Origin of the sequence: Ignisphaera cupida, assembly GCF_030186535.1 — an archaeon.
GTDB lineage: Archaea > Thermoproteota > Thermoprotei_A > Sulfolobales > Ignisphaeraceae > Ignisphaera > Ignisphaera cupida.
Map to the genome: position 1 here is coordinate 82,279 of NZ_JASNVW010000004.1, position 14,589 is coordinate 96,867.

The following is a 14,589-nucleotide window of genomic DNA, read 5'->3' on the forward strand; positions in this document are numbered from 1 at the left end:
AAGTATGGAAAGCTAAATATTTTTAGCTTAATCACTATAGCGGATATCAAAGCTTTTTACTAAAAACGATAAATTTTATCTACATCTAACTATTCTTGTCAAAGGTTTTCTTAATTCTATCTCCAGATAATATGAGAACACTATTTTTTGGAACTCCAAATTTCTTTGCTATTACATCGCATTTTGCTCTTAAAAGGTGAAGAGACTTTGTTTTGCCAAATTCTGCATATGCTTCTGCATTAGCAATTCCTTTTGCTATTACAAATCCTTTGTCTATGTATGCTATAGGGGATATGCTACCAGGTGTTGATATGATGTTGAAGTTGCTTTCTTCAAAGTCTTTAATAGTTACATCTATTTCATATGGTTTGCTTCTAACAACTATAAATACTTTGTATCCATTGTGTATAAGTGTTTTAGCTAGAACCTTGTCTACTTCAGCTTCACCTGCATTATCTAAAACAAGGTATATATCTTCATTCTTTGGAATATCAGGTATATCCTCTATAACTGGCTTATCCCATATTGCTTCATCCAAGCTATGCACATTTTCATAGCCTAGTACATTAGTATCGATGATGTTGGCAGCTGCAGAAATTCTAAGAGCCTCTCTTATATCCCAGTTAACACTTGCAATATGTTTTTCAATGTTTTGAGCTATCCTCTTCCCAATTTCTTTTAACACATTCTTTTTCTCTTGATAAGGATCTTTATTTTTAACAACTCTTTTTATATATTCAAAGGAACTTGTAAAAGCTTTAGATCTGCTATTTTCCTCATCAACTATTTTCGCAAGTTTTTTCAAAAGAGCTGGCAACTTATTTCCACATCCAAGATCTATGAGATCCTTGGATCTAGAGTAGATTAGGCAAAGCTTGCAATAGTCGTTGTCAATCCACATACTCATTCACAATCTCAACAACTTTTTTAAGATCCTCAATTGTTATATCACCCATAACACCTATTCTAATAGTTGAATCTCTTAATTTGCCCATGCCACCTGCTATAATGTACCCCTCTCTCCTTAGCTTATCAATAATGTTCTTACAGTAATTTGTGTAGAATGCTGTAACTGTGTAGCTTCTCCAAGGCTCTTTAGCAACAGGCTTAAGTTTTATGTTGTTATATAAATACTCAGCTCTTTCCCTATGAATCTCATTGTATTTTGCCAAGCCCATGCTAAGTATATAGTCAAGTGCAGTATCAAGAGCATAGATAACATTTATTGGTGGTGTGTATGGCGTTTCCCACTTCTTAAGACTATTCAAAAACTTGTTTAGATTCATAGATGGTGGCACTGGTGCTTTTGCTCTAGGCTCTTTAGCTATGTACAGTATTGCTGCGCCAGGTGGTGATATAAATGCTTTTTGAGATGCTGTAGCAACAACATCTACCTCCTTCTTGAACACCTCTACAGGAAACAGAGAAACGCTATCAACAAGAAGAATAGCATCATATGAGCTAGCAACATCCTGGTATTTCTCAATGAATCTATTTGTTGTACCAGTACTAGTCTCGTTGTGAATAACAGCAATAGCTTTTACATTACCAACCTTTTTAACAGTATCTTCAACTATGTCTGGTGGAGGCACATCGCCATATTCCCACTCAATTCTATGCACAACACCACCTCTAGACTCTATAGATTCTATGAGCCTTTCCCCAAACTCTCCATTGGTTATTGCAACAACATTTTCACCTGGATCAATATAGTTGTAAACCATTGCATCAACAGCTAAAGTACCTGTACCAGGTATTATAACAGGTGTTGTGTTATAAACAATACTAAGTTTCTCAATAACTCTTCTAAACACATTTCTAAACTCTTCTATTCGATGAAACTGGGGTTGTTTAGCAGCAGCGTCTATAACTTGCTTAGGTATTTGAACAGGTCCTGGGGTAAGATACTTCAAAGCCACTTCACCGCCTCAAGAATATTCTTCACAATTTCCTCAGCAATTCTATCCATTGCCTCAACAGTTTCAGCACCTATGTGAGGAGTTACAACAACCTTTGGATGCTTAATCAGCTTCCACAAGTTCTCATCTCTTGGAGGCTCTTGCTCAAGAACATCAAGTGCAACACCACCAAGTCTATCAATGTGATTAAGCAAAGCATTTGTATCTATAACCTCACCTCTGCTAGTATTGATTAATATGCTCTCATTTTGCATTAGAGACAATGTTTTATCGTTTATCATGTGCCATGTTAGTGGGGTTAGGGGAACATGAATACTGACAACATCTGCTTCACTCAAGAGTTTATCCAAATCAACTTGGATACCACCAACTCTTGAAATCTCGCTTGAGACATCTCTTATGTCATAAGCCATTATATTCATGCCAAAAGACTTTGCATAGTAAGCAACTCTACTACCAATTTTGCCAAAACCTATAATACCAAGTTTCTTACCATACAACTCTCTACCAATGTATTTACCCTTGAGCCACTTACCATGCTTCACATCATCTATTGCATCATAAAGTTTTCTGTATACAATAAGCATTAGAGCTATTGTAAGCTCAGCAACACTTATGACAGAAGCTGAAGGCGCATTCACAACAGCTATTCCTTTTCTAATAGCATATTCAATATCAACATTATCTAACCCTATACCATATCTTGCTAAAACCTTTAGATTGACCCCTCTATCAATAATTTCTTTATCTATTCTAAGCCTACCCCTAAATATCAACACATCATAATTTTCAACAATATTTAAAACATCTTCTCTTAATGCACCAGGTTTATAGCAAACATCAAATCCATGACTTACTAAGCTAGCTAAGAGCTTTTCGGATACTCTATCAACTATAAGAACCTTGTATTTATCGACAAAAAGTTTTCACCAATCTTTAGCACTTTTCATGCTTTCAGTATATAAACTTATCGACTAAAATCAGTTTATACAGTTTTTAAAGATATATACTGATTATATTAAACAATAAACAAATTATTATAGTGCTTTTATCAAAGCATTTCGCCTTGCTCAATACCTCTGTTGTGCGAAGTCTTTGCTTAGTTTTTACATGAATTCGCACCATGTGATTATAAGGTAATTATTTTAAGTTTGTACAAAATTTGTTAACCTAAACTATTGTGGTGACAGTTTCATGGAGCTTAATGGCGATATGAAGTTTTTTAGAGATATTTACCCATTTGAATCTGTGCCAAGATTTAATGTGACAGATCAAGAGCTTAGGGAGAATCTCAGCAAAATATTTTTGACAGATACAACACTAAGGGATGGTCAACAGGGTTGGAGAGTTTTTACAATTGATGAGTGTGAGAAAATCTATGAGCTTTTAGCAGATATTGGTGGTAGAGGAGGTATAGAAAGTACTGAAGTGTTTTTGTACACTGAAAAGGATAGAGAAGCTGTGAAAAGGTTGTTGGCATATGGATATAGATATCCAAAGGTTATTGGCTGGATAAGAGCAACTAATTCTGATCTTCAACTTGTTATAGATGCTAAACTTGATGAAACTGTTATGCTTATGTCCATATCTGACTATCACATAAAGTACAAGTTTAATGCAACGAGAGAAGAGGCTTTTAGAAAGTATTTAGAAGTTGCTGAAAAAGCACTTAGCCATGGCATAACAATTAGAGCGTCTTTAGAGGATATAACGAGAGCAGATATATTTGGAGCTGTAATACCATTTGTAAAAAGACTTCTTGAGTTAAGCGAGAAGTATAGAACACCTGTTAAAATAAAGCTTCCTGACACACTTGGACTTGGCCTTCCATTTCCCGAAGTGCCACTTCCACGAGGAATACCAGCAATTATACAAGCAATTAGGAAAACAACAAATATTCCACAAGAATACATAGAATTTCATGGACACAACGACTTTGGACTTGTTGTTGCTAATCACTTAGCTGCTTGGATGTATGGTGCAGCAGCGGGTAATTGCACTCTTCTTGGCATCGGTGAAAGAGCTGGTAACTGCCCACTAGAAATAATGGCTGTTCATTATGCAGGTATTAAGGGTGTAAACAACATTAATTTGAAGGCTTTGTCGAAATTGCCAGAGCTTTTTGAGAAAATGGGTCTTAAGATTATTGAGCACTATCCACTTGTGGGAAGAAATGCTTTTAGAACGAAGGCAGGTATACATGCTGACGGTCTTTTAAAGAATCCAGAGGTTTACTTACCATTTGATCCGATGAAGGTTTTAGGACTGCCATATTCAGTAGCTATAACGCCATACTCTGGTAGATCAGCTGTTGTGATTTGGCTTAGAAACTATCTTGGCTATAACCATATTTCAAAGGATGATCCAAGAGTTGTAGCTGTATATAACGAAATTGTTGATTTATTCAATAAAACAGGTAGGGTTGAGCCACTATCTGATAGTGAAATGCTTGAAATTGTGAAAAAGCATTTTCCAGAAGTCAGGAAATAAACTTGAACAAAATTCTTTTTGTGTGAATCTCAATGGGTTTGATAGAGAGAATAGTGTCTAAAGCAATTGGAAAAAATGTTTCAGCTGGGGAAATAGTTGTTGTAAATATTGATGCTGTTTATGCTCAAGATGGAACAGCACCACTTGTAATAGATGTTGTTGAGAAGGAGCTTGAGCTAAGAAAAAAGATTGCTGCTGAAAGAGCTTATTTCTTCATTGACCACTCCTCACCAGCTCCACACGTAGCTGCAGCAACTGTTCATAAAGAAATGAGAAGATTTGCAAAAGAATATGGTGTGAAACTATTTGATGTGGGCTATGGTATTAGCCACCAAGTTGTTGTTGAGGATGGTCTTGTCAGACCTGGAATGATTGTTGTGGGTGCTGATAGCCATACACCAACAATTGGGGCTATAGGGGTTTATGCAACTGGTGTTGGAAGTACTGATGCAGCTATTGCCATGATGTTTGGGGTTTTGTGGCTCAAAATTCCAGAAACTGTGAAAGTAACCTTAACTGGTTCTTTGCCAAAGGGTGTTATGAGCAAGGACATAGCTCTTAACATTATAGGTAATGTGAAAACAGATGGAATGCTTGGTAAAGCTGTTGAGTTTAGAGGAGATACTCTCAAGGAGCTTAGCATAGATTCTAGAATGACGTTAACAAACATGTGTACTGAGATGAGTGCTGAATCAGCTATAATCCCTGTTGACAATGTTACTAGAAATTGGCTTGCTGAAAGAGGTTACAATGTCTATAGAGAAGTGGATTGGGAAAAGGAAGATGGGTATGTAGATGAAATTGTTATAGATGTTTCTAAACTTGAGCCTCTTGTAGCAGCTCCACCAGATGTTGATAATGTTAAAAGTGTTGCTGAGGTTGATGGTGTTGAGGTTGATCAAGTGTTTATAGGGTCTTGTACTAATGGCAGACTAGAGGATATAGAAATCGCTGCCAGGATATTGCATGGGAGAAGAGTTAAAGAAGGTGTTAGATGCATAGTATCTCCAGCATCTAGAAAAGTTTATTTAGAGGCGCTTAGAAGAGGGTATATAGATGTGCTAGCTAATGCTGGATGTATAATAGCTCCACCTACTTGTGGGCCTTGTGTAGGAGCTCACATGGGTCTTCTAGCAGCTGGTGAAGTTGCTGTGGCTACAACAAATAGGAATTTCCCTGGTAGAATGGGGCATAGAGATAGCAAGGTGTATTTATCATCTCCAGCTGTTGCAGCTGCAACTGCTATAGAAGGTAGAATTGCGGATCCGAGAAAATATCTTTTGTAAAGGTGTTGTAAATGATAATCCGTGGAAAGTGCTGGAAACTAGGAGATAACATAAGTACTGATCATATTATCTCTGGTAAATACAAGTTTGAAGCTATAAACGATATCAATAAAATGGCTATTCATGTTCTAGAGGATGTTATACCAGGTTTTTACAAGCTTGTGTCGAAGGGCGATGTTATTGTTGGTGGAAGAAACTTTGGCAAAGGCTCTAGCAGAGAACATGCTCCTAGACTACTAAAGCTTGTTGGTGTTGGAGCTGTTGTTGCTAAGAGCTTTGCACATATATTCTATAGAAATGCTGTAAACATTGGCCTTCCAGTTATAGTTGCAAAACGCATTCCTGATGTAAGTGAGACTGGGGATGTGATAGAAATCAGTGTTGTTGAGGGCTACATAAAAAATGTTACGAAGGGTATAGAAGAGAGGTTTACACCATTTCCTAGAGAGGTTCTGGCCATTCTTGAGGCTGGTGGTGTAGTGGAGTATATTAAGAGGTTTGGTGGCTTGCCATGGTCAAGAAATATAGGATAGGTGTTATAAAAGGCGATGGAATAGGTCCTGAAATAGTTGATGCAGCTATTCAAGTTCTTAACACGCTAGGTATTAATGCTGATTATATCGAGTTAAATGCTGGTTACGAGTATTATAAGAAGAGTGGAAAGCCATTTGATAACGAACTCTTTGACATTGCTAAAAAACTTGATGCTATTCTAAAAGGACCTCTTTACACTCCTCCACATGAAAAGGAGTTTAAAAGCATAAATGTTTTGATTAGAAAAGAGCTTGAGCTTTATGCAAATGTTAGACCGTTTAAGAGTTTCAAGGGATTTTCACTAAGAGAGTTTAACTTTGTTGTTATTAGAGAAAATATGGAGGATTTATATGTGGGTATCGAGGGCATGTTTAATGGTATGGCTATAGCTTTGAAAATTATAACATCTGAGGGTTCCAGAAGAGTTATAGAATATGCATTTAAATATGCTAAAAAACATGGATTTAGAAAAGTTACTGTTGTTCACAAAGCAAACATATTAAAGGTAACTGATGGGCTTTTCCGGGAAGTATTTTTTGAAGAGGCTAAGAAGCATCCTGAAATAGTAGCAGATGAGATAATTGTTGATACAGCAGCTTATACAATGGTTAAAAACCCGGAGAAATTCGAGGTTTTGGTTACTCCAAATCTCTATGGAGACATTTTAACTGATTTAGCAGCTGCAATAGTTGGAAGTCTAGGACTTTGTGGATCTGCGCAAATAGGTAAATATACTGCTGTTTTTGAGCCTGTTCATGGAGTTGCTCTCGACATTGCTGGAAAGGGTGTTACCAATCCTATTGGTGAAATAGAGTCTGCTAAGCTAATGCTTTACTATCTGCATGAGAAATTCAATGACAATTACCTATTTGAAAAAGCGATGTTGTTAGATAAGGCTATACATACCGTGGTCGAGAATTGGAGAATACTCACACCAGATTTGGGAGGCTTATACAAAACTATTGACGTTGTTAAAGCTTTTGAAAAAGCGCTAGCCATAAATACCTAGCATAGAAAGTTTTTTAACCCTGTCCAAGCAATAAAAGAAATGGTGAATTACTTGGAAACATAGAAAGTTCTTCACATAAAAAAATATTTAAAGAAAATGTAAAGCTTAGATGCATAAAATGTGGAGCAATATACGAATCCGATCCCTGGTTATTCCTTTGCCCAAAGTGCAAAAACCTTCTAGAAGTTGTTATGCCACCTAAAACAAGTTTTGACTGGGCCAATGTAAGAAAGAGAAGATTTGGTGTGTGGAGATATAGAGAGTTGCTTCCAATAAGTGATAATGTAGAACCTGTTACCATGTGTGAAGGTGGGACACCACTAATAAAATTGAATAGAGCTGTAGATGGTCATGTCTATGTAAAATTTGAGGGTGCTAATCCAACAGGAAGTTTTAAAGATAGGGGTATGACAGTTGGGGTTACAATAGCTAAGCATATTGGAGTTAAGGGGGTTGTTGTTGCTAGCACAGGTAATACTGCTGCTTCAGCTGCAGCCTATGCTGCTAGAGCTGGGCTGGCTTGCGTTGTTGTTTTGCCGCGTGGTGGTGTTGCAAAGGGGAAGCTAGCACAGTCACTATTGCATGGTGCGAGAATTGTTGAAGTTGATGGTGTTTTTGATGATGCTTTGGAGGAGGTTTTTACGGAAGTTGTTATTAATGGCAAAAAAGATTTGTATCCATTGAATTCATACAATCCATGGAGGCTAGAAGGACAAAAGACCATAGCTTTTGAAATTGTTGATGAGCTTTCAGAAGTTCCAGATGCTATTGTTGTTCCTGTAGGTAATGCTGGTAACATATCAGCTATTTGGAAGGGTTTTAAAGAACTTTACAACTATGGATTAATAAGTAAATTGCCTAGAATGATAGGTGTTCAAGCTGAAGGTGCAGCACCACTTGTTGCAACATGGAATAGAAAAAGCGAAACACTATTAGAAATTGAAAAACCATATACAATAGCATCAGCTATAAGGATAGGCAAACCCGTTAACTGGTTAAAGGCTTTGAATGCTGTGAAGGAATCTAATGGGACATTCATTGCTGTATCTGACAACGAAATTTTAAATAGTGTAAAAGACTTGGCGCAATATGAAGGTATTGGTGTTGAGCCTGCTAGTGCAGCATCGCTAGCTGGTTATAGAAAGGCCATTGATCTTGGAATACTAAATAGAGATGATAGTGTAGTGCTTATTGCAACAGGTCATGCACTTAAAGACCCAGACACAATATCAAAAATATTCTAAAAGTGTTTTAATATCCTCAAGGTGATGCAGATGGAGTTTATACCAAGGTTTATGTGTACACAACACCCTGATGCCTCTGTGAAGATTACAGCTCAAGAGGAAGTTGATGAGGCTATACAAGGCTATACCATGTATGGATGTGACGAGGTTATGAGCGATTATGAAGGTAAGCTAACACCATATGCACAGCCAAAGGATATTGTTGTTAAGGCTGCTAAGCTTGGTATTCCAATTGGAGACAAGTACTTTATAACCCCTAGAATACCCAATCCAAAACTTGAAGATATTGACAGAGTTGCTTTATCAATTGAAGCATCACTCATAGCAAACTATTACTCTCATCAACATCTAAATACACAAGCCGTTAAATGGATAATAATGCCTATGGTCGAAGATCCAAATAATGTAAGACTTATTCAGAAGCTTATAATAAAAAAGGCTAGGATACTGCAAGAAGAGCTGGGTCTTCCCAAAAACGATATTCAGTTAATTCCGCTAGTTGAAGATACTCAAAGGTTCTTGGAGATACATAGATATGTTACAATACTTTACAATACTGTAAAGGAATTTGGTGTTGATATAAATCATTTAAGAGTTTTCTTGGGAAAAAGTGATGCAGCTGTTAAAACAGGTCATGTAGCATCGGCACTGGGTTTGATGTATGCATTGAACGAGTTGCGCAAAATAGATGAGGAACTTGATTTAGATATTCAACCTATAATTGGCATGGGCTCTCCATCATTTAGAGGTGGTATAAACAATCCTAATCTTGTTGAGTATGAGGTTAAGCATTATCAAGGATATAGCACTGTTACAATACAATCAGCTATAAGATATGATGTACCTTTTGCCGAGTATCGAAAGGTTTTTTCATCAATTATGCAATGGCTTGGAAAAAAGCCTCATGAGGTATCAGCTTCAGTACTTAGAATCATAAGAAGTGCTTCTGAAAGCTATAGAAAAACTGTTGCTAGGTATCTCGAAGTTTTGGTGAAATATGCCTCGTACATACCATCAACAAGAGATAGAGTTACATGGAAAGAGTATGGAAGGATTTTTCCAGCAGAAGACAAAACTCTTAATGTTCCTCGTGCAATTGTTTATACAGCTACCTGGTATATTTTGGGTCTTCCACCAATATATCTAGATGCAGAATTTATTGCAAATGCATATAGATCCAACGAAATTGATGAAATACTGAATTACATGCCCTATTTAATAGATGAATGGGAATATGAATCACAATTCTACATACCGACTATAGCACGTCAAAGACTTGATGAAGCAATTGTCAAAAAAGTAAATGAAGTTCTTGACTATATGGGGATAAAGCCAGAGCCTAATGAAACATATAAAAGCATTTTAGAGTTTAACCCCATAGAGCCACAGGTGGTGGCTTTAGCTAAAATAAGAGGATTCCTAGGATAATGATGTGTAATCCGGTTACTGACAAGATGATGACCTCCAATAATCTGACTATTGCTATAGGAAAATGATTGATTGCCTAATGCGAAAAGTCTTTAGTCATATACATTTATTTATTAGTTAGCAATAGAATATAGTCTAAGGTGTTTAAAATGAGTAATAGAAGCTCATTTTCAGCATCAAGAAGGTGGCTAAGTAGTGAGAGGATAGCGTTAAGGGTTTTAGAGGAACTTGGATTTAAGATTTTGGAAACAAGGAAAAAGGTTTTGGTTAATGGCATTGAGGTGGGGGAAATCGATGCTGTGGTAGAAGATTCTAGTGGTAACAAATGGGGGGTTGAGATAAAGGCTGGTAGAATTGATGTTACTGGAATTAGGCAAATATATGTGAATTCAATTATTGAAAATGTTAAGCCAATGGTTATATGCAAAGGTTTTGCTGATGATGCTGCAAAGGAGCTTGCTGAAAAGCTTGGTGTAAAGGTAATTGAATTATCTGATGTATTTTTGGTTGATAGTGAAGAGCTAGAGATTATTGTTAGAGAAGTTGTTGAAAACGCTATTGCTGATTATTTTGAACTTTTCTTCACAATGCCATCAAACATTAAGCAAGAGTGGTATGAAACTTTAAAGGTTTTAGCAAATTCATTAACTATTGATGAAGCTTGTGAAAAACTTGGAGTTGATATCAATACACTTGCTAAGCGCCTAAATGAAATGAGGGAAAGAGGATTAATACCAAAATGGGCTAGAAAATTCTCTTCTATTAAGCGTGTTGCTCAAATAATTGTTCAAAGACAAGCAATGAGCCATGCCATGGAGGAAAGCCACAAGATTTTAGAAATGATAAAAACACTAAACACACAGTTTTCACAATTAATTCAAATGTTGTCATCTCTTGAGAAAAACTTGAAGAGTTTTGAAAAGAATCAGTAAAGCTTATGCATAACCTTTTTTAACCAAAAGCTCTGCTATTAAAACTCCATTGCCAGCTGCTCCCCTAATTGTGTTGTGACCAAGAACAACATATTTTACTCCATTCAATACCCTATCCTCTCTGATTCTACCAACAACAACACTCATACCATTACCCTCCATTCTATCCAATCTTGGCTGCGGCCTATCAACTTCTTTTCTCACTACAATAGGCTTTGGAGGTGCTGTGGGTAGATCCAAACCCCTTATTTTGTTTCCTCTAAATTCCTCCATAGCCTTTGCAACTTCATCTATAGACACTTTTTTCTTGAGCTCAACAAAAACAGCTGCTGTATGACCCTCTAAAACCATTACCCTATGGCAACTTGCTGTAACATCAACACTGTTGTTAAATTCTATCGCATTGCCTTTTACAAAGCCTAGGATCTTTCTAGATTCAGTTTCAACCTTATCCTCCTCACCTTCTATGTAAGGAATCAAGTTATCTAGTATAAACATTGATGGCACACCAGTCAAACCTGCACCAGAAAGGGCCTGCATTGTTGATACAACAACTTTTCCAATTCCAAACTCGTCTAGTAGTGGCTTAAGAGTTAATGAAACAATGGCTGTTGTACAGTTTGGCACCTTAGCTATAGCTCCACTCCATCCTCTAACTCTTCTCTGAACCTCTATAATTTCTACATGATCAGCATTAACCTCAGGATTTAAAAGTGGAATATCTGGCTCAAGTCTCATCGAACTTGCATTTGATACTACAACAATTCCCTTCTTAGCAATTTGTGGTTCCAACTCTTTTGCTGCATCTGATGGCAGAGCAGTGAAAACAATATCTATCCTTTCCTTGCCTAGCATATTCAAGTCTATGGGATATAGCTGCATGTCATAGACTTTCTTAGGCATGGGCTTTTCCAAAACCCAGTGAACAGCTTCTACATATTTTCGGCCAGCACTTCTTTCTGATGCCATTAAAAGTTCTAGTTCAAACCATGGATGATCAGCTAGTAGCTGTACAAATCTTTGTCCAACAATACCTGTAGCTCCTAAAACAGCAACTCTTCTCTTCATACCAATTACACCTCTTCAAATATTTTCCTATGTAATTCCCTTAAAATTTTTACTTCTTCTCCCTTCTTCACGTGAACCAACATCGATGGTCTATAGTAATAAGTTTGTAGTCCAAGCACTTCAAAGCCTTTCTCATAGAATATATCAATAATCATTTTAATGAATCTTATGTTTCCAACGCCTTCACCAACTATTGCTATATAAGGCATGTCACTTGATGATTTATACATAATAACCTTTGGCCCAATCATGTTATCTGGTATTTTTCGCTGAATTCTTGTTCCAAACAATTTCCAGGAACCTATAAAAACAGTTGAGCCATAAAACTTTTCCAAAGGTTCAAAAGCTTTTGGATTTATTCTTTTAGCGCCATGTAAAGCAGCTTCCATAGCCTCTACATAGCTCATTACATTAACTATTTTAGCTGATGGAACAACTAAGGGATCTGTTGTCATAATTCCATCAACTTCAGTAACCAAATAAACATCATCTATTCCAAGAAGAGATGCTATAGATGTTGCTGTATAATCCGAGCCTCCTCTTCCAAGAGTAGTCACTACACCATCCTCAGTGGCTCCTACAAAGCCCTCTATAACAGGTGTAACTGAGGCTCCTAAAATAGAGTTTACTATTTTTTCCAGGTTGTTCGCAGTTGAAACATAGTCTATAGATGCATCCCCATGAATATTATTAGTTATTATAAGTTCTCTAGCACTAAGCTCTACAGATTTGACATTGACGATCTCTAAAGATCCAACCATTAGTATCTTGCTTAGCTTCTCCCCAAATGACACAATAAGATCTTGAAATGCTGGATCAAAACTATTTGCTGCTGTACCCACTATTCTTTTTAGTTGTTCAAGTTCCTCCAAAACTCTTTTAACTATTTTCGATGATGATAACTCCTTTGCAATTGCTAAATACTTTTCCACAACATAATCCAAGTGTTTAGTAGAGCCTTTCGCAACTTCAATCAACGAATCTGTAACGCCTTTTGCAGCACTTACAACAACTATAGGCAGTTTTCCATTGTCTATAAACATTTTCTTAATATTTTCAGCAGCTTCTATATAGGATTTTCCATCTCTTAATAGAGAGCCACCAATTTTAACAACACAAAGATTTTTTCTCTCCATCATTTTTTAACCACCTTTTCCAGTGATATGAATAAAACATCATCAAGTACTGAATGAGCAGTTTCAATTCTTCCTCCACCCTTACCAACAAAGAAAAGCTCAGTAGCCTCAGTCTTAACTCTAACAGCATTTAAAGTGCCATTGACTTGAGCTAAGATATTCTCTTTTGGAATTCTCACAATTTTCACAAATGCCGACTTATTTTGAAGATCCAGTGTCGCAACATACTTCAATACCTGACCCTGTCTAATAGCATCTAAAACATCTTTCAATGTAATTTTTGAAAGGCTCTCTCTATATACTGACTTTAGATCAATTGGCTTGCCAACAACATTAGAAACTATACACAACTTAGCTGCTGCATCAAATCCCTCAATATCTAGTGAAGGATCAGCCTCGGCTACACCTATTGCTTGAGCTTTTTTAAGTGCTTGGTCAAAGTCTATCAAATTCTCATGCATTTCCGACAGTATATAGTTTGTGGTAGCATTCAATATTCCCTCAACCTTCTCTACTTCATGACTTTTCATGCTACCAAGCATTTCTAGAAATGGCGTTCCACCCATAACAGTAGCTCTAAACTTCACAACTAAACCTCTTGCCCTAGCCTCATTCATAATCTCATTATAGTGAAGAACCAAGGGAGCTTTATTTGCTGTTACAACATGCACACCTTTTCTTAATGCAAATAGAATATTTGTATAGCCAGGCTCTCCACTAACATAATTTGCAGGAGTTAACTCAATATGTATATCTGGCTCAACCTCCTCATAAATCTCTTTAATACTTGCCCCCTGTCTAGCATAAGGTGAAAACATATAAATACCAGATCTTGGCAATTCACTCATTTTCAACATCTCATACTCATCAAAACCCTCTTTCTTTATAGCAACACCTCTTGAATCTGCTACTGCCACAATACTTATATTAACTCCATATTTCTCCGAAATCGTTTTTCTCTTCAATGAAACCAACTTTACAAATGCTCTACCAACATTTCCAAAACCTATAACAACAACATTCACATTTTTCATAATCTCACCCTCAGCATCCCAAGGCTAAAATCCATGGATAAATAAACAGAATTCTCAACCAACTTCCCCCATTTTCTTAAAATAGTTTCAAAGTAAGAAAATAACCTAGAAACAAGACTCAATACCAACATCTTTTCTTTAAATATCGAAAAACTCTTTGTATTACTGCAACGCATTTTCATCATCCATGGCTTACTGGATTTAATAGTGTGAAGTATTGCTAGAGACTCTTTAAGCATATTTGAGAATGGGATTTTTAGTAATTTGATTATGGATTTAGACGAGAAGGAATGTAAGCAGATTTCAACAAATGTTTTAATTACATTCACTGAAGATATCTGTTTTGTGATGATATCATTTCCCAATTTTCTACTAAGCAATAGTGTAATTATCTTTATCTCTATATACTTCTTCATAACTATTCTGTTTGGCGCATCATTACACCTCTTTTTGCTGTTGTTAAAATAGCGATTTAAAATTTTTTGTACAAGTTTAAAAACTTTATAGAA

The 14,589-nt window shown here is 36.4% G+C and carries 13 protein-coding genes; 7 read left to right on the forward strand and 6 right to left on the reverse strand.

The window, feature by feature from the left end; genetic code table 11:
* Positions 1–85: 85 nt before the first annotated feature.
* Genes QPL79_RS07095 through QPL79_RS07105 form a run of 3 tightly spaced genes read right to left on the reverse strand, consistent with a single transcriptional unit; the run spans position 86 to position 2,815 of the window.
* Positions 86–907 carry an ARMT1-like domain-containing protein gene (locus QPL79_RS07095; RefSeq protein WP_285274111.1) on the reverse strand — a complete coding sequence of 274 codons (822 nt, stop codon included), beginning with the start codon at positions 905–907 and terminating at the stop codon, positions 86–88.
* Positions 891–1,919, reverse strand: coding sequence for a pyridoxal-phosphate-dependent aminotransferase family protein (locus tag QPL79_RS07100; protein ID WP_285274112.1), 1,029 nt, complete (start codon positions 1,917–1,919; stop codon positions 891–893). Before QPL79_RS07100 ends, QPL79_RS07095 begins: the two co-directional genes overlap by 17 nt.
* Positions 1,910–2,815 (reverse strand): D-2-hydroxyacid dehydrogenase, encoded by a 906-nt coding sequence (locus QPL79_RS07105; protein ID WP_285274167.1) that lies wholly within the window; start codon positions 2,813–2,815, stop codon positions 1,910–1,912. The genes QPL79_RS07100 and QPL79_RS07105 overlap by 10 nt, the downstream gene beginning before the upstream one ends.
* Before the next feature lie 298 nt (positions 2,816–3,113).
* On the opposite strand from QPL79_RS07105, the gene QPL79_RS07110 reads away from it, so the two are divergent.
* The 7 genes from QPL79_RS07110 (at position 3,114) to QPL79_RS07140 (ending at position 10,842) form a co-directional block, all read left to right on the forward strand.
* Positions 3,114–4,409, forward strand: a complete 1,296-nt coding sequence (locus tag QPL79_RS07110) for a hydroxymethylglutaryl-CoA lyase-like TIM-barrel protein (protein ID WP_285274113.1) — start codon at positions 3,114–3,116, stop codon at positions 4,407–4,409.
* A gap of 32 nt (positions 4,410–4,441) precedes the next feature.
* On the forward strand, positions 4,442–5,695 hold the full coding sequence (locus tag QPL79_RS07115) for a 3-isopropylmalate dehydratase large subunit (RefSeq protein ID WP_285274114.1): 1,254 nt from the start codon (positions 4,442–4,444) through the stop codon (positions 5,693–5,695).
* Positions 5,696–5,709: 14 nt separating this feature from the next.
* Positions 5,710–6,228 (forward strand): LeuD/DmdB family oxidoreductase small subunit, encoded by a 519-nt coding sequence (locus tag QPL79_RS07120; RefSeq protein ID WP_350309097.1) that lies wholly within the window; start codon positions 5,710–5,712, stop codon positions 6,226–6,228.
* A complete protein-coding gene (locus QPL79_RS07125; RefSeq protein ID WP_285274116.1) occupies positions 6,207–7,238 on the forward strand; it encodes an isocitrate/isopropylmalate dehydrogenase family protein in 1,032 nt (343 codons plus the stop codon). The genes QPL79_RS07120 and QPL79_RS07125 overlap by 22 nt, the downstream gene beginning before the upstream one ends.
* Positions 7,239–7,429: 191 nt before the next feature.
* A complete protein-coding gene (gene thrC / locus QPL79_RS07130; protein ID WP_285274117.1) occupies positions 7,430–8,482 on the forward strand; it encodes a threonine synthase in 1,053 nt (350 codons plus the stop codon).
* 30 nt (positions 8,483–8,512) lie between these two features.
* A complete protein-coding gene (gene ppcA / locus QPL79_RS07135) occupies positions 8,513–9,910 on the forward strand; it encodes a phosphoenolpyruvate carboxylase (RefSeq protein ID WP_285274118.1) in 1,398 nt (465 codons plus the stop codon).
* A 149-nt stretch (positions 9,911–10,059) separates the two neighbouring features.
* Complete coding sequence (locus tag QPL79_RS07140; RefSeq protein WP_285274119.1) at positions 10,060–10,842, forward strand: recombinase RecB; 783 nt, start codon at positions 10,060–10,062, stop codon at positions 10,840–10,842.
* Between the two features lie 3 nt (positions 10,843–10,845).
* On the opposite strand, the gene asd is transcribed toward QPL79_RS07140, so the two are convergent.
* From asd to QPL79_RS07155, 3 genes are read right to left on the reverse strand one after another with little or no spacing between them, the layout of a single operon-like run.
* Complete coding sequence (gene asd / locus QPL79_RS07145) at positions 10,846–11,910, reverse strand: aspartate-semialdehyde dehydrogenase (RefSeq protein ID WP_285274120.1); 1,065 nt, start codon at positions 11,908–11,910, stop codon at positions 10,846–10,848.
* 5 nt (positions 11,911–11,915) lie between these two features.
* A complete protein-coding gene (locus QPL79_RS07150) occupies positions 11,916–13,049 on the reverse strand; it encodes an amino acid kinase family protein (RefSeq protein WP_285274121.1) in 1,134 nt (377 codons plus the stop codon).
* Positions 13,046–14,080 carry a homoserine dehydrogenase gene (locus QPL79_RS07155; protein ID WP_285274122.1) on the reverse strand — a complete coding sequence of 345 codons (1,035 nt, stop codon included), beginning with the start codon at positions 14,078–14,080 and terminating at the stop codon, positions 13,046–13,048. The genes QPL79_RS07150 and QPL79_RS07155 overlap by 4 nt, the downstream gene beginning before the upstream one ends.
* Between the last annotated feature and the right edge of the window lie 509 nt (positions 14,081–14,589).